At 65.4% G+C, this 20,733-nt stretch carries 20 protein-coding genes; 10 read left to right on the top strand and 10 right to left on the bottom strand.

Annotated elements, in window-relative coordinates:
- Window positions 1-64 precede the first annotated feature (64 nt).
- Together AB4Y42_RS32650 and AB4Y42_RS32645 are read right to left on the bottom strand one after the other, a co-directional pair.
- On the bottom strand, window positions 65-1,048 hold the full coding sequence (locus AB4Y42_RS32650) for an alpha/beta hydrolase family protein (protein ID WP_368696476.1): 984 nt from the start codon (window positions 1,046-1,048) through the stop codon (window positions 65-67).
- Between the two features lie 199 nt (window positions 1,049-1,247).
- Window positions 1,248-1,637, bottom strand: coding sequence for an ester cyclase (locus AB4Y42_RS32645; RefSeq protein WP_368696475.1), 390 nt, complete (start codon window positions 1,635-1,637; stop codon window positions 1,248-1,250).
- Between the two features lie 164 nt (window positions 1,638-1,801).
- Here AB4Y42_RS32645 and AB4Y42_RS32640 point away from each other — a divergent pair, with 164 nt between their 5' ends.
- From AB4Y42_RS32640 to AB4Y42_RS32630, 3 genes are all read left to right on the top strand, one after another.
- On the top strand, window positions 1,802-4,156 hold the full coding sequence (locus AB4Y42_RS32640) for an FdhF/YdeP family oxidoreductase (protein WP_368696474.1): 2,355 nt from the start codon (window positions 1,802-1,804) through the stop codon (window positions 4,154-4,156).
- A gap of 98 nt (window positions 4,157-4,254) precedes the next feature.
- Window positions 4,255-4,740, top strand: coding sequence for a GNAT family N-acetyltransferase (locus AB4Y42_RS32635; RefSeq protein WP_368696473.1), 486 nt, complete (start codon window positions 4,255-4,257; stop codon window positions 4,738-4,740).
- Window positions 4,741-4,850: 110 nt separating this feature from the next.
- Window positions 4,851-6,200: a cation:proton antiporter gene (locus AB4Y42_RS32630; RefSeq protein ID WP_368696472.1), complete on the top strand. Its 1,350-nt coding sequence runs from the start codon at window positions 4,851-4,853 to the stop codon at window positions 6,198-6,200.
- A gap of 56 nt (window positions 6,201-6,256) precedes the next feature.
- Here AB4Y42_RS32630 and AB4Y42_RS32625 read toward each other — a convergent pair whose 3' ends face one another.
- Genes AB4Y42_RS32625 through AB4Y42_RS32615 form a run of 3 tightly spaced genes read right to left on the bottom strand, consistent with a single transcriptional unit; the run spans window position 6,257 to window position 7,357 of the window.
- Window positions 6,257-6,688: a CBS domain-containing protein gene (locus tag AB4Y42_RS32625; protein ID WP_133183161.1), complete on the bottom strand. Its 432-nt coding sequence runs from the start codon at window positions 6,686-6,688 to the stop codon at window positions 6,257-6,259.
- A gap of 33 nt (window positions 6,689-6,721) precedes the next feature.
- Window positions 6,722-6,904: a hypothetical protein gene (locus AB4Y42_RS32620; protein ID WP_368696471.1), complete on the bottom strand. Its 183-nt coding sequence runs from the start codon at window positions 6,902-6,904 to the stop codon at window positions 6,722-6,724.
- Between the two features lie 51 nt (window positions 6,905-6,955).
- Window positions 6,956-7,357, bottom strand: coding sequence for a BON domain-containing protein (locus AB4Y42_RS32615; RefSeq protein ID WP_368696470.1), 402 nt, complete (start codon window positions 7,355-7,357; stop codon window positions 6,956-6,958).
- Between the two features lie 173 nt (window positions 7,358-7,530).
- Here AB4Y42_RS32615 and AB4Y42_RS32610 point away from each other — a divergent pair, with 173 nt between their 5' ends.
- From AB4Y42_RS32610 to AB4Y42_RS32600, 3 genes are all read left to right on the top strand, one after another.
- Window positions 7,531-7,692 (top strand): DUF1328 domain-containing protein, encoded by a 162-nt coding sequence (locus AB4Y42_RS32610; protein WP_042267338.1) that lies wholly within the window; start codon window positions 7,531-7,533, stop codon window positions 7,690-7,692.
- 72 nt (window positions 7,693-7,764) lie between these two features.
- Window positions 7,765-8,784 carry a chemotaxis protein CheB gene (locus tag AB4Y42_RS32605; RefSeq protein WP_368696469.1) on the top strand — a complete coding sequence of 340 codons (1,020 nt, stop codon included), beginning with the start codon at window positions 7,765-7,767 and terminating at the stop codon, window positions 8,782-8,784.
- Window positions 8,785-8,832: 48 nt separating this feature from the next.
- On the top strand, window positions 8,833-9,120 hold the full coding sequence (locus AB4Y42_RS32600) for a DUF1488 domain-containing protein (RefSeq protein ID WP_342923133.1): 288 nt from the start codon (window positions 8,833-8,835) through the stop codon (window positions 9,118-9,120).
- Here AB4Y42_RS32600 and tkt read toward each other — a convergent pair whose 3' ends face one another.
- Window positions 9,121-11,238, bottom strand: coding sequence for a transketolase (gene tkt / locus AB4Y42_RS32595; RefSeq protein ID WP_368696468.1), 2,118 nt, complete (start codon window positions 11,236-11,238; stop codon window positions 9,121-9,123).
- Between the two features lie 161 nt (window positions 11,239-11,399).
- Here tkt and AB4Y42_RS32590 point away from each other — a divergent pair, with 161 nt between their 5' ends.
- The 3 genes from AB4Y42_RS32590 to treA all read left to right on the top strand — a co-directional run bounded on the left by AB4Y42_RS32590 (window position 11,400) and on the right by treA (window position 14,956).
- A complete protein-coding gene (locus AB4Y42_RS32590; protein ID WP_368696467.1) occupies window positions 11,400-12,428 on the top strand; it encodes an SDR family oxidoreductase in 1,029 nt (342 codons plus the stop codon).
- A gap of 224 nt (window positions 12,429-12,652) precedes the next feature.
- A complete protein-coding gene (locus tag AB4Y42_RS32585; protein WP_368696466.1) occupies window positions 12,653-12,955 on the top strand; it encodes a chemotaxis protein in 303 nt (100 codons plus the stop codon).
- A gap of 306 nt (window positions 12,956-13,261) precedes the next feature.
- Complete coding sequence (gene treA, locus AB4Y42_RS32580) at window positions 13,262-14,956, top strand: alpha,alpha-trehalase TreA (RefSeq protein ID WP_368696465.1); 1,695 nt, start codon at window positions 13,262-13,264, stop codon at window positions 14,954-14,956.
- A 72-nt stretch (window positions 14,957-15,028) separates the two neighbouring features.
- Here the strand turns inward: treA and AB4Y42_RS32575 are convergent, their stop codons facing one another.
- Together AB4Y42_RS32575 and AB4Y42_RS32570 are read right to left on the bottom strand one after the other, a co-directional pair.
- Complete coding sequence (locus AB4Y42_RS32575) at window positions 15,029-15,520, bottom strand: methylated-DNA--[protein]-cysteine S-methyltransferase (protein ID WP_368690061.1); 492 nt, start codon at window positions 15,518-15,520, stop codon at window positions 15,029-15,031.
- The gene (locus AB4Y42_RS32570) at window positions 15,517-16,965 is read right to left on the bottom strand and encodes an AlkA N-terminal domain-containing protein (RefSeq protein ID WP_368696464.1); all 1,449 of its coding nucleotides are present in this window, start codon (window positions 16,963-16,965) and stop codon (window positions 15,517-15,519) included. Before AB4Y42_RS32570 ends, AB4Y42_RS32575 begins: the two co-directional genes overlap by 4 nt.
- Before the next feature lie 209 nt (window positions 16,966-17,174).
- Here AB4Y42_RS32570 and AB4Y42_RS32565 point away from each other — a divergent pair, with 209 nt between their 5' ends.
- Window positions 17,175-18,080 (top strand): TauD/TfdA dioxygenase family protein, encoded by a 906-nt coding sequence (locus AB4Y42_RS32565; RefSeq protein WP_368696463.1) that lies wholly within the window; start codon window positions 17,175-17,177, stop codon window positions 18,078-18,080.
- Window positions 18,081-18,186: 106 nt separating this feature from the next.
- On the opposite strand, the gene AB4Y42_RS32560 is transcribed toward AB4Y42_RS32565, so the two are convergent.
- Both AB4Y42_RS32560 and AB4Y42_RS32555 read right to left on the bottom strand, forming a co-directional pair.
- Entirely contained in the window at window positions 18,187-18,468 is a 282-nt protein-coding gene (locus tag AB4Y42_RS32560; RefSeq protein ID WP_368696462.1) for an avidin/streptavidin family protein, read from the bottom strand.
- A complete protein-coding gene (locus AB4Y42_RS32555) occupies window positions 18,469-20,601 on the bottom strand; it encodes a phosphocholine-specific phospholipase C (RefSeq protein WP_368696461.1) in 2,133 nt (710 codons plus the stop codon).
- Between the last annotated feature and the right edge of the window lie 132 nt (window positions 20,602-20,733).

The raw sequence follows: 20,733 nt of genomic DNA, 5'->3' as shown, positions 1-20,733 counted from the left end.
CGCCGCGATGGCCAGGGTGACAAACCGCTGGTGGCTCGGCTACTGCTACGGGGCAGCGTGAGAGCTAGCGCAGTTTCGCCTGAAAAAACGCGAGCACGCTTGCATCGAACTGCTTATGAAAGGCGACCCGGTCGAAGCCGTGCTCATCCACGCAGATCTCCGGCACTCTCTTTTTCATCGCTGCGGGGCAGGGCGCAAGAAAGGCGAAATGCGCCGAATCGGGCACGAAGTGATAGTCGGGTTTGCGAGGCAGCGTGTTGGCGAGCGCGGGCGCGTTGTGGGGCAATACGCCGTCGCCGCCATACTGCGAAGCCCACACCTGCATGGGCGCCGTCACGTTCTTCAGGTCGCCGGTGGCGGGGAATACGTTGAGCGGATCGGCGAGCACGAACGCCTTGATGCGCGCGTCGACTGCCAGCGGCGTAGGCACCTCGCCACGCGCGATCTCGTCGCAGACCGGCGGCCTCGGGTCCGGGCACGGCACATCGGCGTGCTTGAAGTCCGGCACACCGCCCGCTAAAACCAGACCCGTATAGCCGCCGCGCGAAAAACCAAAGAAACCGATGCGCTGCGGGTCGATTTTCGCGGCGTCAGGCGCGGCGCCCAGCATGTAATCGATCAGGCGTTTGATATCGGTCGGCCGCTCGACGAACACGGAGAGATCGCCCGAGCGGCCCGGGTCGGCGAACGAATCGCCGGGATGGTTGATTGCGGCCACAACGAAGCCAGCATCGGCCAGCACTTCGGCAAGGTCATGGTGGCCCAGAAACGAGCCCGTGTGGCCGTGCGAAATGACGATGAGCGGAAGTTTGTCGCCAACAGTCGGACAGTCGCGCCGGCCGTGCAGGATGTATGGACCGAACGGCACGTCTTCGGCGGGCTCGGCGCATGGCGTCCACACCATGGCGTTCAAGGCCGGGCCGTTGGCGTCGGGGGGAATGTCGAGGCGCTTGAAGCCCGCCGCGTGTGCGACCGCGGTGAACAGGCACAAGAGTACGGTCAATATCGAAGCTGCGGCATGCGCAAGTGTTTTGCGGGTTGTTGTCATGGCGCTGTATGGACCGACGAACTGGGCTTCGGCGGCTTGCCGTTCTGGTCGGGAAGAAAGAACTGCGGATACGAAGAGCCCGAATGCGCGGCACTTTCCGCACTGCAAGGTGACACATCCTGGCTTCCTGCTGCGTGTGCGATCGAGCAACTGGTCACGCAGCCGAAAACCGCAGCAATCGCCGCTGCAAACCGGCTTTTCATGACAGTTGCGCCTCGATCGCCGCCTTGTCGATGACCGACCAGACCTGCGCGATCTTCCCGTCTCGCCAGGCGTAGAAGACATTTTCCGCAAACGCGATGCGCCGCCCGTCGACAGGCAAGCCGAGAAAGACGTGTCGGGGCGTGCAATCAAAACGTAAGCGGCTGGCCACGAGCGGCGGCTCGGCGGCCAGCAGTTCGATGTCGAAGCGCAAGTCGGGTATGTCGCGAACGTCCTGTTCCAGCATGGCGCGATATCCCGCGAGGCCAAGCGGACGGCCGTTGTGGATCGCGTCCTGAGCGACGAAATCCCCGAGGGAGGCCCAATCGCGCCGGTTCAGGCAGTCGACGTAGCGCCGGTAAAGGGTGCTCAGTTGCTGTGCGTCCAATACGGTCTCCTGATCGGATGACGAAGCACTCGCGATGGTAGACGAAAGCGGCGTGAGGGGCCTCGAATGCGCCGCATGGGCATGCGAAGTGCGCGCACTGGGGCATTCCCAGTACGCACGCGAAAGCTTGCGGCGACCCGAAGGACTTCTAGCCGAGGCACGACATGGACAAGGCCCGACGTACCCAGAATCCCCCCCGCAGCGAGAACCCGCAAGGCGGACCCAAGGGGCAAGCCTACCCTTATGCCTCGGGCGGCTGGGGATCGCTGAAGGCGGTCACGCGCATTCTCGTTCAGGAAAAGACCGTCATGCGCGACGCGACGATCCTGCCGCATCAAAACAAGCCCGATGGTTTCATGTGCGTGAGCTGTTCGTGGGCGAAGCCTGCGCATCCGCATCCCTTCGAGTTCTGCGAAAGCGGTGCGAAAGCGACTGCGTGGGACACCACGCCCAAACGCGCCGACCGAGCGTTCTTCGAGCGGCACACCGTGAGCGAACTGCTCGAATGGCACGATCACGATCTCGAAGACGCGGGCCGTTTGACCGAGCCGATGCGCTACGACGCGCAGAGCGACCGCTACGTGCCCGTTGCCTGGGAGGAGGCGTTCGCGGCGATCGGCGCGCAGCTGCGCGGCTTCGATCCAGCCAGCGTCGTGTTCTACACCTCGGGGCGGGCGTCGCTGGAAACGTCGTACATGTTGCAGCTGTTCGCGCGCATGTACGGCACCAACAATATGCCCGATAGCTCGAACATGTGCCACGAGAGCACGAGCGTAGGCTTGAAGCAGGCTATCGGCGTGGGCGTGGGCACGATCGGCCTCGACGACTTCGAACAGGCCGACCTCATGTTCTTCTTCGGCCAGAATGTCGGCACCAACAGTCCGCGCATGCTTCACCAGCTGCAGGATGCGCGCAGGCGCGGCGTGCCCATCATCACGTTCAATCCGCTGCGCGAACCGGGTCTCGTCTCGTTCGCGAATCCGCAGTCGCCGCGCGACATGCTGCTGCCGGGCGACACGAAGATCAGCTCGCAATACCACCAGCTGCGGCCGGGCGGCGACAGCGCCGCGCTCGCGGGCATGTGCAAGGCCGTGATCGCGGCGGACGACGAAGCCAGGACGCACGGTGCGCCGCCGATGCTCGACCTGGATTTCATTCGCGAGCATACGGTGGGATTCGAGGACTTCGCCGCCTATGTGCGAGCGGTTCAATGGGAAGAAATCGAGCGCGAGAGCGGCCTGCAGCGCGCAGCGATCGAAGCGGCCGCGCGCGAGTACATGCAGGCCAACGCCGTGATCGCGCACTACGGCATGGGTCTCACGCAACATCGCCTGGGTGTGCAGAACGTCCGCATGATCTGCAACCTGCTGTTCCTGCGTGGCAATGTCGGCAAGCCGGGCGCGGGGCCTTCGCCTATCCGCGGGCATTCGAACGTGCAGGGTCAACGCACGGTAGGCATTACCGAAAAACCGGAGCTTGCGCCGCTCGATCGACTCGCGCGCCAGTTCGCCTTCGAGCCGCCGCGCGGGAAGGGTTTCAATATCGTCGAAGCGTTCGAGGCAATGCTCGAGGGCAAGGTGAACGCGGTCGTCAACCTGGGCGGCAACCTCGTGCGCTCGGTGCCCGACCGCCTGCGCACCGAGCCTGCCTGGCGCAGCCTGCCCCTCACCGTCAACATTGCGACGAAGCTCAACCGCAGCCACCTCGTGCACGGCGCGAACGCCTACGTGTTGCCGTGCCTGAGCCGCATCGAGATCGACCGGACGGGCGGCCGTGAACAGGTCGTTTCGATGGAAGACAGCACGGCGCGCTTTCACGGCTCGCGTGGCGTGGCAGAGCCGGCTTCGCCCGATATCCGCTCGGAGCCTGCGATTCTCGCGGGCCTCGCGCACGCCACGCTAGGCGCGCGCTCCACCGTGGACTGGCGCGCCTGGAGCGAGGACTATGCGCGCGTGCGTGCGGAAATGGCGAAGACGTGGCCGGAGATGTTCCATGACATCGAAACGCGCATGTGGACGCCGGGCGGCTTCGTGCGGCCGCTGCCCGCGCGTTCGCGCGAATGGAAAACGAAGAGCGGCAAGGCCGAGTTCTACCTGCCCGAGGGCCTGTGCGAAGACCCCGATATGCCCGAGAGCGAACCCGACGCGCTGCGTCTCATGACGCTGCGCGCGGACGGCCAGTTCAATACGACGCTCTACAACCACGACGACCGCTTCCGTGGCGTGCGCGGCTCGCGCATGGTGCTGCTGATGAACGGCGACGACATGGTGGCGCGCGGCATCGACGAAGGCGACCGCGTGACCTTGCGCACGCTCGCGAACGACGGGGTGGTGCGCGAAGTGTCCGGCCTCGCCGCGAAACCCTACGACGTGCCGCGCGGCTGTCTCGCGGGCTACTACCCGGAGTGCAATCCGCTGCTGCCGCTCTGGCACTATGCGAAGGAAAGCATGGTCCCGGGGGCGAAATCGATACCGGTTCGCGTGGTGGATATCGACAAGACTGCGCGCACAGGCGGCTGAGGGAGCCGGCACGCGCCCATGTCGGCCGTGGAAGGTCACCGCGCCCTGGCACCCTCCTTGCGCATCCAGGATGCGACGAGATGGGGAGGGCATGAGCAATGAAAGACTTATCGACACTCGCAGTGGTGCGAAGAGAGAACGCGTGCACGCTCGATGCGCGCATTCTGCTCGACGAGATGAGCGCCATGCTGGCGCTCTACCGTGGGGACAGCATGCAGTCGCAGTTCTACCTGGGCGACCTGGGTTCGGCGCGCAGCGCCTTTGTGATGGCGCGCACCATGGATGGTCTCGCGATCGGCTGCGGCGCGCTGTGCCGCTTCTCGTTCGAGGTGGCCGAATTCCAGTGCCTCTACCGGCGGCCCGAATGGCCGGGAACCGGCACGGCGATTCTTCGTTTTCTCGAGACGGTCGCGGCCGGGGCGGGCTATCGGCGCGTCATTCTTCAGGCGCGCGACACCAACCGGCGCGCGATCGCGTTCTATCAACGGCACGGTTACGAGCGGGCGAAGCCGTTCGCGGACTGTGCCGGTTTGAGCGACGTGCGGTGCTTCGCGAAGGCGCTGCCGCTCCTCGCGGACGAATGATGCTGCCGCGCCGCCCGAGGGGAGGCACAGAGGTTGCTTGAATGCGGGGTTGGTGCGCGGGCAGCGGCCCGCGCGACGCCGCAACCATCGACGAGAAGGGAAGTCTTCCGATGCCGGAGGAAGCACTGTGGTTTTTGCTGATCGGCGTGCTGCTGATGTTCGTGGCGCTCGCGCGGGGCCCGATCGCGCGTCTGCCGTTGACGGGCGCGATGATTTATCTGGCCGTGGGCGTGATCGTCGGGCCGGGTGTGCTCGGTCTCGTGCACGCCGACCTTGCGCAGAACGTGCGTACGCTCACTGTGGTGGCGGAGGCCGGGCTCGTGATTTCGTTGTTTTCCGTGGGCATGCACCTGCGCGTGCGGCTGCGCGACCGGCTCTGGCGCTTGCCGCTGCGCCTGGGGGTGCTGGCCATGGCGCTCAGCGTCGCGCTGATGTACGCGTTCGGGTTGGCGCTGGGCGTGGCCAGCGGCGTTGCCTTGTTTCTTGCCGCGGCGCTCGCGCCGACCGACCCGGTGCTCGCCAACGAGTTGCGCGTTCATGAAGCCGGCGACGCCGAGCCCGTGCGATTCGCGCTCTCGGGCGAGGGCGGCCTCAACGACGGCGCGGCGATGCCGTTCGCGCTGCTCGGTCTCGCGCTGTGCGGCGTGCCCGGCGCCGGCACGCAGAACGCGGCGGCATTCGCCGCGTGGGTGGCCTGGGGCATCGTCGGCGCGCTCCTCGTGGGCGCCGTGCTCGCCACGCTGTGCGTGCGGATCGTGTTCCATCTGCGTACGCGCTATGGCGAAGCGGTGGGTCTCGACGGCTTCATCGCGATCGGCCTGATGTCCGTGACCTACGGCGTGGCGCTGCTGCTGCACGCGTACGCGTTCGTTGCCGTATTCGCCGCGGGCGTGGCGCTGCGCCACGAGGAACTGCGCGCGACGGGCGAGCGCCGCCCGGCCGAGGCGCTTGAAAGCGTGCAGCTCGGCGAGCGCACCGAAGTCGCGAAAGACCCGCAGCGCGCCCACGCCTGGCTTGCCGAAGGCATGACGGGTTTCACGCTGGAAATCGAGCGGCTGGCCGAGTTCTCGGTACTGCTGATCATCGGCTGTGTGATTTCCGCGCATTGGCGCGAGATGCTCGATCTGCGCCCCGTGCTGAGCGCACTCGTGCTGGTGCTCGTTGCGCGTCCCCTGGCCGTGTTCGCGGCAATGACGGGTTCGCACGCGGACGCGCCGCAGCGCGTGCTGATGGCGTGGATGGGCATCCGCGGCGTGGGCGCGTTTTATTACGCGGTGTGGGGTATCGACGAGGCCGGCGATGTGCTGCGGCCCGTGCTGCCCGCGGCACTCGACGCGATCGTGCTGTCCGTCGTGCTGCACGGCGCGACGGCGGGCTACGTGCTCGAACGCTATTACCGGCGCCAGGAAGCGCACGCGGCAGCGGAGCGCCGCGTGCGCGCGAGGCAAGCATTCGACTAGCCGGCGGGTGGAGCGGGAGGCATCGATGCGGACCCGAGCCGCATCCACGCCGATCGTCACGGCACGCGCCGCTGCGAAATGTCTTCGAGCGTATTGGCGATGCGCTCGCGCTGCGCGCCGTCGCAGCGCGTGGCGATGTCGCCGAGCGAGAGCGTGCCCACCAGCTCGCGTTCGTGGTTCACCACCGGCAGCCTGCGCACCTGCGCCTCCGCCATGCGGCGCTGGACGACGTTCACGTCTTCGTCCTCATAGCACCACTGCACGCCCGAGGTCGCCACATGCGAGACCGTTTCCTCGCCCGTGCAACCCTGGGCGAGCCCGCGCATGGCGAGGTCGCGGTCGGTCACCATGCCGACGATCTGCTCGCCGTCGCACACGGGCAGCGCGCCGATGTCGTGGTCGCGCATGAGTTCGGCGGCGTGCCGGATCGTCGTATCGGGCGCGATATGCACGACCTCGCGTGACATCACTTCGCGAACCTGGGTCATTGTCTTCTCCTTTCGTGGTTGTCGTGTCTTTTCTCATGCAAAGCGTGCCGCGTGCAAAACGCGCACCGGCGGCACGTGCGGCGGGGGATCGCCTTCGGGCAGCGGGGGCGGCGGGCGGTCGTCCGGTTGCGGCGGCAGCGGCGGGCGTTGCGGGTCGTCCAGTGGATCGGGCGGCGGCAAATGAAACGACGTCGTGAAGGCGTACAGCATCGGCATGAAGAACTCCTGTGGAGAGGTCATGGCGGTTAGCGGTGAGACTTTGCGGCGTTACTGCGGTTTGGACACTTTCAGGTCGTTCGTCACGTAGACCACGCCGTCGAGGTCGTGGACCACGCTTTCGGCCTTGTCGCGCTGCGCCTCGTCGGGCACCGTGCCCGTGAGCGTGACGGCGCCGCGCTGGGTGGTGACGTGCACGTCGCTGGAGTTCACGCCGTCTGTGGCCATCAGCGCGGCCTTCGCGTGGGCGGTGATGAACGTGTCGCTCGCCTCGCCGCCGTAACCCGGATTGCCTGCCGCGAGATTGTGCGGCGGCAACTGGTTGGGCCGCGCAATGGGAGGTGATTCGGCGCTGGCGGCCCGCGGGCCACTCTGGGAAAGCGCTACCTGCGCGCCGAGCACGACACAGAGGCCGGCGAGGCCCGCGCGCAAGGCGCATTGCAACGGGTACATGACTGCCTCCTTCGCTTTGGGAGCCACAGCCTGCTTCTCCCGCAACAGGCGTGCCGCGGGACTCCATGCTTCCTGGCACCCGGTGCTGCCCGGGACCCGCGTCGCCCTCGCTAAAACCGGCTCGGGCACAGCCGGTGCGCATACGCCGTGAGACCTTTTCAAAGGAGCCGGCAATGCTTTACTACGCGATCGTTTTCTTCGTGATAGCCATCATCGCGGCTGTCTTCGGGTTTGGTGGGATTGCGGCGGGCGCCGCGAGCATCGCCAAGATTCTGTTCGTCATCTTCGTGATTCTCTTTCTGGCGAGCCTGCTGTTTGGCATCACGAGGCGGTAATCCGTCCCCGGCGTCGGTCAAGGCGCCACTTCGCCTGGGCATGTACGATGCACGCGCCGGGGAGAGAGCGGCATGGAACCGTTGAAAATTGTGGTCATCGCCGCTTCGCGCGACGGTTTTTCCGCGCTGCGCACACTCGCGGCCGGGTTCCCGGGCGATTTGCCGGCTGCCGTGTGCGTGGTTTTGCATATTGGCCGCCACAAAAGCACGCTGCCCGAACTGATGTCGCGCAGCGGCCCGCTGCCCGCCGCCCACGCCGCCGACGGCGAAGTGCTGCAGGCGGGCCGGATTTACGTGGCGCCCCCCGACCGGCATCTGATCGTCGAGAAAGGGCGCCTTCGGCTCTCCGATGGCGCACCGGAGAACTTCTCGCGGCCCGCCGCCGATCCCTTGTTTCGCAGCGCCGCCATGGCGTATGGCAGCGAGGTGGTCGGCGTCGTGCTTAGCGGCGATCTCGACGATGGCGCGGCGGGCCTCGCAGCGATCCGTGCGTGCGGTGGTGCGTGTCTCGTGCAGGATCCGCAGGAATGCGAAGCGTCGTCCATGCCTGCCGCGGCCCTGCGCGCGGTAGACGGCGCGGCGACGGTGGCCGGCATTCAGGACATGGCTGCCGCGATCGGCGACGCCTTGCGTGCGGCGCCATTGGCTACCCTGGCTAAGGAGCGTGCCATGAAAGCGGGCTCGCAAACTGAAGAAGAGGCGCGTGTGGCCGCGCGCGGGTTCGTTTCGCCCGAAGAGCTCGACACCGTCGGCGAACGCACGGCCCTCACGTGCCCCGAGTGCGGCGGTACGCTCTGGCAGATCAAGGACGCGCGTCCGCACCGTTACCGTTGCCACACGGGTCACGCGTTTTCGGCGATGTCGCTCGAGGAGGGCATCGTGAGTCAGGTGGAACGCGCACTGTGGACCGCGGCGCGGTCCGTCAGGGAGCACCTGGTGTACGCCCGCGAGCGCAAAGACTGGGCTCAGCGTTCCGGCGACGGCGACAGCCTCGTGATCGAAAGCGCGCGCGTGGCGAGGGCCCAGGAACTCGAAGCCATCATGCTCGAAGCGCTACGCGCGGTGGCGCGTACTTCCGGCGCGAGCGGGTGAGACGCGAGGGGCAGGTTGGTCGGCAAGTATTTCAGGAGTCCATCGGTCATGAAAATCACCTTTCCCGAAGGCCCGGTCGAGTACGACACGGAGGAACTCGCGCTAACGTTTGTTGCGGTGGCGGATTCCGTGCCGGTGGACTGTGCCATTACGGCTGAAGCGCTGGAAGACCGCTTCGGCGCGCGATCGCTGCGCGAACCCGACCTGCGCCAGGCGTTCCACCGCAACCGCGACGCGATCGAAGCGGCAGCCGCCCGCCTCATCGAAGAGACGGACGGCAAGCCCGTGATGCTGCATAGCGGCTATTTGCGCATGTACGGCGCCGGCAGACACTGACTACTCACCCGCGCCTGCCTTGCAGCGCGCAATCTGCTGCTTCGCCTCTTCGACCACGCGTTCCGGCGTGAAGCCGAATTTGGTCTTCAGCGCCTTGAGCGGCGCGGAGGCGCCGAACGTGTGCATCACGATCTGTGAGCCGAAGCGGCCGACGTAGCGGTCCCAGCCGAGCGTCGCCGCCTGCTCCACGGCCACGCGCGCATGGATGTGCGGCGGCAGCACCGACTCGCGGTACGCCTCGTCCTCCAGTTCGAACACGTCCCACGACGGCATCGAGACGACGCGTGCCGCGATGCCCTCCTGTTTCAGCGTCTCATAGGCGGTAATGCATAGCGAAACTTCGCTGCCCGTGGCGAGCAGCAGGACTTCGGGCTCTTTGCCGTCGGGCGCGTCGGCGAGTACGTATGCGCCGCGCCGCACGCCTTCTGCGCTCGCGTATTTTTTGCGGTCGACGGTGGGCAGCGGCTGGCGCGACAACACCAGGCAGGCCGGTTCGCGCGAACGTGCGAGCGCAACGCGCCAGGACTCGGCGACTTCGTTGGCGTCGGCGGGGCGCAGCGTGAGCAGGCCCGGCACAGCGCGAAGCGAGGCGAGCTGTTCGATCGGCTGGTGCGTGGGCCCGTCTTCGCCGAGGCCAATCGAATCGTGCGTGAACACGAAAACTACGGGCAACTCCATGATTGCGGCGAGCCGGATGGGCGGCTTCATGTAGTCGCTGAAAATCAGGAACGTCGATGCGAACGGCCGCAGGCCCGAAAGCGCGAGGCCGTTGGAGACCGCGCCCATGCCGTGCTCGCGAATGCCGAAGTGCAGGTTGCGGCCGTCGTAGTGGTCGCGCTCGAAACTTCCCGCGCCCTCGAACTTGAGATTGGTTTTGGTGGAGGGGGAGAGATCGGCCGCGCCGCCGATCATCCACGGCACGCGTTGCGCAATGGCGTTGAGCACCTTGCCCGACGACTCGCGCGTGGCCATGCCCTTGTCGTCGGCCTCAAAGGTGGGAATATCGGTGTCCCAGCCCTCGGGCAGCTTGCCGTCGAGCATCAGGCCCAGTTCCTTCGCTAGCTCGGGATAGCGCTTCGCGTAGTCGTCGTAGCGTTGCTTCCATGCCTCGTGCGCCGCCTTGCCGCGTGCGCCCATGCCTTGCGCGAAACGTTCGTACACGCCATCGGGTACGAGGAAATGCGCGTCCTCCGGCCAGCCGTACGCGCGCTTGGCAAGGCGCACCTCGTCCTCGCCCAGCGCCTCGCCGTGCGCCGCCGCCGTGTCCTGCCGGTTCGGCGCGCCCCAGCCGATGATGCTCTTCACCACGATGAGCGTCGGCTTGTCGGTCACGGCCTGCGCTTTTTCGATGGCGGCCTCGATGGCTTTGGTGTCGTTGGCGTCGTCCACGTGCAGCGTGTTCCAGTGGTAGCCGCGAAAGCGCGCTTCGACATCGTCGCTATAAGCGAGGTCGGTATGGCCCTCGATCGTGATGCGGTTGCTGTCATAGAACCAGATCAGATTCGACAGGCCCAGATGGCCCGCGAGCGACGCCGCTTCGTGCGAGACGCCTTCCATCATGTCGCCGTCGCCGCACACCGCATAGACGCGGTAGTCGAAGATTCCGGCATCGGCGCGATTGAAGTGCTGCTCCAACCAGCGCCCGGCCATGGCCATGCCCACGCTGTTGCCGAGCCCTTGGCCGAGCGGCCCCGTGGTCGTCTCGACGCCCGTCGTCATGCGGAATTCCGGGTGCCCCGGCGTCACGCTGTCGATCTGGCGAAAGTGTTTGATATCGTCGAGCGAGACCGCGGGCTTGCCCGTGAGCTTGCCTTTCTCGTCGATGGCTTGCACGCCCGTGAGGTGCAGCAACGAATAGAGCAGCATGGAAGCGTGGCCGTTCGAGAGCACGAAGCGGTCGCGATTGGGCCATAGCGGCGCGGCAGGGTCGTAATGCAGATGATGCTGCCAGATCTGGTACGCAAGCGGCGCGAGCGCCATGGGCGTGCCGGGGTGGCCGGAATTGGCCTTTTGCACGGCGTCCATCGACAAGGTGCGGATCGTGTCGATGGCGAGACGGTCGAGATCGGACGGGTCGGCCCGGGTGGGCTTGGCGTTCGGCGTGGCATTCGATGGCATGAGGGGACTCCTCGGCAGGGGCGCGCTGCAAGCGGGCGGCAGTTCGCAAACAGGTCGATGCGCAAATGCGGTGCCGGCCTGGGCACCGCATTTCGATGCCAGACAGGCATAGCCATTGCGGTTCGACACTATCACGTCTGTCCTTTTCGGATACCGAGCCGATGCATCGAAAATCGCACCACAAAATCGTTGTCGTGACCGGCGCGGGCGCCGGCGTGGGCCGCGCCGTTGCCGAAGCCTTCGCGCGCGCGGGCTACGACGTCGCGCTGCTTTCGCGCGAACCCGAACGGCTCGTGCGCGCCGCCGCGCAATTACAGGCCGCTTACCGTGGCGTGCGCGCGCTCGCGGTGCCCACCGACGTGGCCGACGCCCAGGCCGTCGAAGCGGCGGCAGCGCGCGTCGAGCGCGAACTGGGCGACATCGACGTGTGGGTGAACGTGGCCATGGCGACGATCTTCGCGCCGCTCTCGTCGATCTCGCCGCGCGACTTCGAGCGTGCGACCCAGGTCACGTACCTCGGCCAGGTGCACGGCACGATGGCGGCGCTCGCGCGCATGCGCAAGCGCAATCGCGGCGCGATCGTCAATGTGGGATCGGCGCTTGCCTCGCGCGCGATCCCGCTGCAATCCGCATATTGCGGCGCGAAGTTCGCGGTGCGCGGCTTTACCGACGCCGTGCGATCGGAGCTGATTCACGATGGCCTCGACGTGCACATCTCGCTGGTCGATCTCCCCGCCATCAACACGCCGCAGTTCGACTGGGCCGCCAACCGTACCGGGCAGGACGCGCGGCCCGTTGCGCCTGTCTATGAACCCGAAGTCGCCGCGCGCGCCATTCTGTTTGCCGCGCAACATCGGCGGCGCACGCTTTGGCTCGGCTGGTCCACGGTGCGCGCCATCATCGCCGATCTGATCGCGCCGGGGCTGCTCGACCGCTATCTCGCGCGAGCCGGGTATCGCGGGCAATTGACAGGCCACCCGCGCGCGCCCGACGCGCCCGAGAACCTGCATGCGCCCGTGCCGGGCGAGATCGGCGCACATGGCCGCTTCGACCGTGAAGCGCACAATGGCGGCGCGCCGCTCTTCACCGAGCGCCATGTGCATGCGTTGATGGGCGGCGTGGCGATTGGCGTCCTTGGCGTGGCGATGGCGTTTGCACGTCTGCGCAGGCAGGCGCGGTCACGCCCGTGATCGCTTCCCCTTTTGTGCACGCTCGCCGCTTACCGCCGCTTGCGTTCGGCACGTATGGTGCGCATGAATTCCTGTGTGAACCGTCGATTGAACGAACGTGGTGGACAGACCCGAGTCGTTCGCCATGGAACGATTCAGCGACGCGGCGCTCGTCGAAGGGCGCGGTTTGCGGGGCACGCGTTCTGCGCGCTTCGTGAACGCATCGACAATACAAGGAGCCTGCCATGAACAGCACGCTGGACCCCGACAACGACCTTCCCGAATCCTTGCCGCCGGGGCACGACACCGGCTCGCTGGGCCCGGGCGATTCATCCGATTCCGGCAGCGACACCCAGGGCGCGAAGCGCCACGAATTCGACCGCGACACCGAACTCGACAATCACGCGCTCGAAGCGGGCGAGGACGAAACGCAGAGCGACACCGATAGCGCAGGCACGGGTGAACGCGCCGCGGCAGACGGCGACGAATCGCTGGAGCCCGACGGCGACGTGCGTCCGGATCGTATCGACGATCTGGGCGATGTTTAAACGAGTGGGCGCCGACGACAGGGCTGTTGTGACTGGCGCCCGCATTTCTGCCGCATGTGCTGCCCCAGCACGGCCACTGTTACCGATGCGCCGTGTCTTTCCCGCCAGGCCGGCGGCATAAATTTCCGCACAGTCATTCATTGTCACGCCGCAGTTGCTTCGGTGTGCGAAGTCATGCGATGCTCTCGTTGCCCGGGATCCGGCGATGCCATTGCGCATCCAGCCGGACCCGCACGCCGCAAACAAACGGCGTGAACGGGCCGGTGCGAGGAGACCAGCGAAGTGCCCCAACACCACGGAGGCAACATGAGCACGCAGCTGCAATCTCGCATCCACGCCGCATCGCCAAACGATGCGCATCGCATTCAAACAAGCTTACAGTCACTCCCGCCCCGAAAGTCACCGCAGCGTTCGCGCACCGCTATCAGTGCGGCCAGTGTCGCCACGCTTTTGCTCGCCTGTGCAAGCTGTTTCGCCGACACCCAGGTGGGCGCGCCGCTGCCGCCCGCGCCCGATATTCTGTACGGCGATCTTTTCGTGGCGGTGCAGACCGCGCAGATCTTCCCCGACCAGAAGACCTTCGTCGATTCGACGCCGAACACGGACCCCGCAACCATCGTTCAGCTCTACGAAGCGCAGAAGAACCAACCCGGCTTCTCATTGCCGAATTTCGTAAACCAGTACTTCACGCCGCCGCCGGACCAGAGCATCACGCCGCCGGCGGGGCAGACCCTGCGCCAGCATATCGACTGGCTCTGGACCGGGCTCACGCGCACGACCACGTCGGCGCCCGACAACAGCTCGCTCGTGCCGCTGCCGAAGCCCTATGTCGTGCCGGGCGGCCGCTTCAGAGAGGGCTATTACTGGGACACGTACTTCACGATGCTCGGGCTCCAGGAGTCGGGCCATGAAGATCTCGTCGACGACATGCTCGACAACTTCGCCTACATGATCAACACCTTCGGCCATATTCCGAACGGCAATCGGACCTATTATCTGAGCCGCTCGCAACCGCCGTTCTATTCGTACATGGTGGAGCTCGCGGCGCAGAAGGAAGGCAACAGCGTGTATCAGAAGTACCTGCCCGCGCTGCGCAAGGAGTACGCGTACTGGATGCAGGGCGCGAGCAGCACGCCGCGCGGGCAGGCCACGCGCAACGTGGTCGTGCTGCGCGACGGCACCGTGCTCAACCGGTACTGGGACGAACTCGACACGCCGCGCGACGAGTCGTATATCGAAGACGTCCAGACCGCGCAGCAGGCGACGGGCCGCCCCGCCAACGAGGTCTACCGCGACCTGCGCGCCACCGCCGAAAGCGGCTGGGACTTCAGCTCGCGCTGGTTCGGCGACAACCAGAACCTCTGGACCGTGCGCACCACGTCGATCATTCCGGTCGATCTGAACAGCCTGCTGTTCCATTTGGAGACGACGATCGTGCGCGCCTGCACGGTCGCACGCGATTTCGGCTGCGTGGGGCAGTTCGCCGGCTACGCCGCGCGCCGCGCCGAAGGTATCAACCATTACCTCTGGAACAACAAGGGCTACTACGGCGACTACGACTGGCAACTCGGCAAGTCGCGCGACAACCAGACGCCCGCGATGATGTATCCGTTGATGGCGGGCGTGGCGTGGCCCGAGCGCGCGAAGAAGACGGCGCAGACGATGCAAAGCGTACTGCTCCAGCAAGGCGGCCTCGCCACGTCGACCTACAACACCGGCCAGCAATGGGATGCGCCGAACGGCTGGGCGCCGCTGCACTGGATCGCCATCCAGGGCCTCAAGCAATACGGACGCAGCGATCTCGCGCAGCCGGTTGGCACGCGTTTTCTCGCCGACGTCGAGAACGTCTATAACACGCAGCAAAAGCTCGTCGAGAAATATATCGTAGAGGGCGCGGGTGAAGGCGGCGGCGGGGGCGGCGAATACCCGTTGCAGGACGGCTTTGGCTGGACCAACGGCGTGACGCTGATGCTGCTCGATATGTACGGGGGCGGGCAGTAGCGGTGAGAGCGGACCGCTTTCGGACCGGCGGCTAAGGCCTGAACCAGCGTTGCGAAGCGGTCCACTCGAGTTTCATTCCAACGGGGCGGCGTGTTCGAGTTCGAGCAGCGCCGCCTTGCGATCGACGCCGCCTGCGTAGCCGGTCAGCGCGCCGTTCGTCGCGACGACACGGTGGCACGGAACGATCACGGAAACGGGGTTGCGGCCCACCGCGCTTCCCACCGCGCGTGCGTGCCCCGAGTCCAGACGCAAGCGCCTCGCGACCTCCGCATAGGAGATCACCCGCCCATACGGAATCGCTTCTAGCTCTTTCCAGACCCGCCGCTGAAACGGTGTGCCCCGCAATGCAACGGGAAGCCCGAAGTCCCGTCTCTCGCCGGCAAAGAACTGCGTGATTTGGCGCTGTGCGTAAAGCGCGAGTGGCGGCGCTCCGGTGCCGATGCGCATCAGCGACATCTGCGGAAAGTACTTCTGGCCCACGAAAAAGAGGCCGGTCAGGAAATCGTCTTCAACGCGCAGCGCGATATCCCCCAATGGACTCGGAATCAGGTAGCCGGGTGTCATCTGAGTTGTCCCTCGAGTTGGCTCCACATGTGAAGGGTCGCGTAGGCGCGCCACGGTTCCCATTGTTCGGCGTGGCGGCCGAGTGCGGATGCGCGCGCGTAGCCCAGTCGCTTTTTCAGCTTCAGGTCACACGGCGGAAAGGCATTGGGCCACGCCAGGGCGCGCATGGCGATGTATTGCACGGCCCATTCGCCGATGCCATGAATGTTCCGCAGCGCATGGAGCGTTTCCTCCAGCGGCGCGGCGGGCTCGAGCCTGATGCGCCCCGACGACACTTCGCTTGCGAGCGCAACGATCGTCTCTGCGCGCTTGCGCGTCATGCCCGTATCTTCGATTGCGGAAACGGGCTCACATGCGAGCTTTGCAGCGGACGGAAAGACACGGGTCAACGCCTGCGGCGCGCTGACCTGCGCGCCAAAGCGCTCGGCAATGCGTGAGAGGATGCGTTGCGTGCTCGTTGAATGCGGTGATTGCCCGGCCAGGGCGCACACCGCGATCTCGAAGCCGTCCACGGCGCCCGGAACGCGCATACCCGGTTGTCCGTCGGCGAGGTCGCCGAGATGCGGATCGATCAGATCGGGGCGCGAGTCCAGATCGAACAGACGCCTGACGCGCGGCAGAAGCTGCCCCACGACCGGCATCAGCGACATCGGCAAGGTCACTTCGAGCGCGTAGCGTTGTGGCGTGTGCCGTACGCTGAACCACCCGTGGATGTCGCGGCCTTTGTGGCTCAATGCGAGGGTCCGCGTATAGATCTCGTCGCCGATATGCTCGACGCCAGCTATGTGCCGGCGTGCGAGGAACGCGAGAATGCCGGACCAGCAGAACGGCGGCCGATAGCCCAGCGGAAAGGTCACGCTTTCCGCATTCGAAGCATGGGGGGCATCGGTTTCTTTGCGGAACCGCAGTGGGTTCAGGCCGTATTGCTTCAGGAACAGGTCGTTGAACCGCCGTACGCTGCCGAATCCCGCCGTGAGCGCAACGGCGTTCACCGGCAAGCGGGTATCGGTCAGCAGCCGCTTGGCCATCAGCAATCGTTGGGTTTGAGCGAACTCCATCAGCGTCACGCCGAATTGCGCGTCGAAGATCCTGCGCAGATGCCGGTCGGTCACGCCCACGCGTGCGGCCAGGTCAGCCAGGCTGCCGGTATTGAGGAAACCCTCTTCGATCAGCGTCGCGGCGGCGCGCGCGAGCCTGCTCGATACGTCCAGCAGGCCGTTGCCCGGGGCCAGTTCAGGGCGGCACCGCAGACAGGGGCGGAAGCCCGCGCGTTCGGCCGCTGCGGCGTTGGAGAAAAAGTGGCAGTTCTGGCGCTGGGGCGTACGCACCGGGCAGACCGGGCGGCAGTAAATCCCCGTAGACGAAACGCCGACGAAAAACCAGCCGTCGAAACGGCGGTCCCTCGAGAGCATGGTCTGGTAGCAGGTGTCGGGATCGAGGCGCATGTCGAGACTTTAAAACAGATTCAGTGAGGATTCTGGCCAGATTCGGACATGAGTATTCGGACCCGGAGCGCCGATCAGCCACATATGCGGCGTATGCCTCAACAGCGCCTTTATGACTCGAACGGATAAACGTATTGGATTTGCTTCGTTGTCAGCGGGCGGTCAGATCACGTAGATTGAAGCCATTGCTTACTTGAAAGGCTTGCTGCGTGACTACCCCTGCCCCATTCACCGTCTCCGCCTTATCGAGCGCGCAGGCGTCCCAACGCTTCGACATTCTTCTCCTGGATGCGCCGCTCGGCGCGGAAGTGGTCGGCCTCGATCTCACGCAGCCGCTGTCGAGCGAAGACTTCGCGCGCATTCATCGCGCGCACCTCGATCACCATGTGCTGGTGTTTCGCGACCAGCGCATCACGCCGGAGCAGCAGGTCGAATTCAGCCGCCGCTTCGGGCCGTTGCAGATCCACGTGCTGCATCAGTTCGCGCTGGCAGGCCACCCGGAAGTGCTGATCGTCTCGAACATCGTGGAGAACGGCAAGCCCATTGGTCTTGGCGACGCGGGACACTTCTGGCATTCCGATCTTTCATACAAGGAGAAGCCGAGTCTGGGCTCGCTGCTGCATGCGCAGGAGTTGCCCGCGGAGGGCGGCGACACGCTGTTCGCCAACATGCATCTCGCGTGGGAGACGCTGCCTGCGCATTTGCGCAGCGCCGTGGAGGGCCGGCGCGCCGAGCACACCTATCTCGCGCGCTATGCGGAACTCCAGGCGCGCAGCCCGTGGCGGCCGAATCTTACGGCGGAGCAGATCGCGCAGGTGAAGCCCGTCGTGCATCCCGTCGTGCGCACGCATCCGGAAACGGGCCGCAAGGCGCTGTTCGTGAGCGAGCACTTCACGACGCGCATCGTCGATCTACCCGCGGACGAAAGCCGTGCGCTGCTCGACGCCTTGTTCGCGCATAGCGTGCGCGCGGAGCATTGCTACCGCCACGAATGGCGCGAGCACGATCTCGTGTTCTGGGACAATCGTTCGCTGATGCATCTCGCGGCGGGCACGCCCGATCGTCTGCGCCGTAGGCTTTATCGCACCACCATCGAAGGCGACACGCCGTTTTGATGCACCAGGTACAGCGCAAAATAAAAAGGAATCCATAGTATATCGATTTCCGTCGATAGTGCGTTCGCGAAGCGCGCGGATGTATGGCGCCGTGCGGGCGCATTCTTCACGCCCTTGCAAACAGGTCCGCGCCAGTGAGGATCGAATGCTGGAAGTCGTCTTCATCCATCGGCGTGCACGAAAGATTCCAGAGCGTGTACATGCAAGCCTGGTTTCCGTCAGCAAGCAGAAGGCCGCTCCAGCCTCTCACCGAGACGTACGTGGGTCCCCAGTTCACGGTGAATGCGATTGCGTCGCCGGCTACTGTCCCGAAGAGCGGAGCGATGGCCGCCAGTCCGTCGCTGCCCACAGCAGTCTCGTAGGTGCCACTGAAATTCGCGCCGCACATTTAGCTCCCCATTGCGGGATCGCTGACACTGTCCGCCCCCGTTTCGACCCGCCCTGCAAATCGGCGGGTTACGCCGTTCTCGGCGGCGAGCGTAAAGTCATACCAGCCATTCGATGACGTCAACGACCAGTACGGCTCGACCTGCATGCCGGGGGGAACCGCGTAGGTCCAGGGGCCATCGGTCCGGTACGCGTTCGATGTGACAGTCGTATTGGTGGCGACGCTGCCTGTGTTCATGATGGTCAGATAAACGGCGTTGTTGCCCGTGTCGTAGCATACGCGAACCTCAGGATTGGGCCCGCTTGTCGCTTTGGTAATGTTGCCGGTGAACTGGCGGTGCAGGCCGTTCGGGCCGAGCACCCAAAGATCGTAGGCGCCCGCATCCGCAGCGGCTGGTGTCCAGACATCCGAAAGCTCTTTGCCGGCTTCCACCGTGTAGCGGTGAGGCGGTTTGTCGAGATGCAGCTTGTCGTAGACGTGAAAGACAGCGCCCGCGCTGCCGGTGTTGCTGAAGATGAGCCACACGTTGCCGTTCTTCGTGTCAACATTGGCGCTGGTGTGCAACTGATACGGCAGCGCACGCGACGGCCGCGCCATTAGCGACTGCTTTGGCATCGTCTGGCTCGCGACCGAAGGCACCGGCACCGCGCCAAGCGCGCTTTGCTGCGCACTCTGCGCATCGGCGGCGGATTTGGTCGGTGCGGGCAGAGGCGCGACGGCCGTATCATTTGGATTACTGAAGTTGAAGCAGGAGGTCAGGTCGCCGAATACTGTGCGACGCCACGGGCTGATGTTCGTTTCGCGCACGCCGAAGCGCTGTTCGAGGAAGCGCAGCACCGAGGTGTGGTCGAAGACCTGAGAGTTGACGAAGCCGCCCGTGCTCCACGGCGACACGACGAACATCGGCACCCGCGGACCGGGTCCGTATGGCTTGCCGTCCGGTGCGAGCGGTGAAGAGTCGCCCGGCGGATTGGGAAGGGTGAAATATTCGTATTGCGTCGTGACCGTCGACTTGCCGGCATAAGTGCCGTTGCCATTCGGGGAGGGCGGATTGGGCGGAGGCATATGGTCGAAGAAGCAGTCGTTCTCGTCGTAGTTCACGAAGAGCACGGTCTTGCTCCAGACATCGGGGTTAGCCGTGAGCGTGTCGAGCAGTAACTGCAGGTAGTAAGCGCCCTGGCCTGGGGTAGACGATCCAGGGTGCTCGCTATACGCCCCCGGCGAAACGATCCAACTCACCTGCGGCATTTGTCCCGCAGCGATGTCGTTGGCGAGGGCCTGCAGGAATCCGCCATCGGGCATCGTGTTGCCGATGCCTCTATAGAGCGGCGAAAGCGCCTCCATTGCCGGTGTATAGGGTGCGTTCGGCGAACCGGAAATGGTTTCGTTGACCTTGCGAAACACTGCGAAGCCAGCGAGCGGGTTGTCATTATAGTTATCGGGCTGGTTCTCGTAGACCTTCCAGCTCACCCCCGCGGCTTGCAGACGCTCCGCGTAGGTGGTCCAGGTCAGGCCCGTCGCCGACGGGCCGAGGCCGTCCCATCCATTGTTGTTGACGACCGCATAGTTAGAGCCGGTGGGGCCGTTCGTGCCGGTCCACATGAAGATGCGGTTCGAGTTGGTGCCGCCGTGCAGCGAGCAGTGGTACGCGTCGCAGATCGTGAACGCGTTCGCGAGGGCGAAGTGAAAGGGGAGGTCGGCGGACTGCAGATAGCCCATCGATACATCGCCCTTCGATATCGGCCATTGCGTCATGCGGCCGTTATCCCAGGCGCTGTGCGTGTCGGTCCACGAGTGCGCGCCGCCCGCAAGCAGCGCATTGCCCTTGGTGCTGTCCAGATAGAACGGCAGCACGGTGCGGCTGCCGTCGCTCTGCTGCCAGACAGTGGAGCCGCCCGGCTGTGGGATCGTGAAGCGGTCGGCGAAGCCGCGCACGCCGGGTAGCGTGCCGAAATAATGATCGAAAGAGCGGTTCTCCTGCATGAAGATCACGACGTGCTGCACGTCGTTGATCGTGCCGGTCGTGTTATTCGCGGGAATTGCGAGCGCGCGCCGGATGGCGGGCGGGAACATGCTGAACGTCGCGCCGGCCGCTGCGGCGCGCAGGAATTGACGGCGATCCAATGAAGTCATGATGTGGTGGGTTTTCTTCTACGTTGTCTTCGCGCGTAGCCGCGCGATACGAGGGCCGAACCGAGGGGCGCGAACAGGCGCTTTGCGCGGAGCGCGAACCGTGCGTCGGGCCTGCGCTGGGCACGCCTTGCG

Origin of the sequence: Paraburkholderia sp. EG286B (genome assembly GCF_040965655.1) — a bacterium.
Lineage (GTDB): Bacteria > Pseudomonadota > Gammaproteobacteria > Burkholderiales > Burkholderiaceae > Paraburkholderia.
This window is presented reverse-complemented; position numbering and strand designations above follow the sequence as displayed.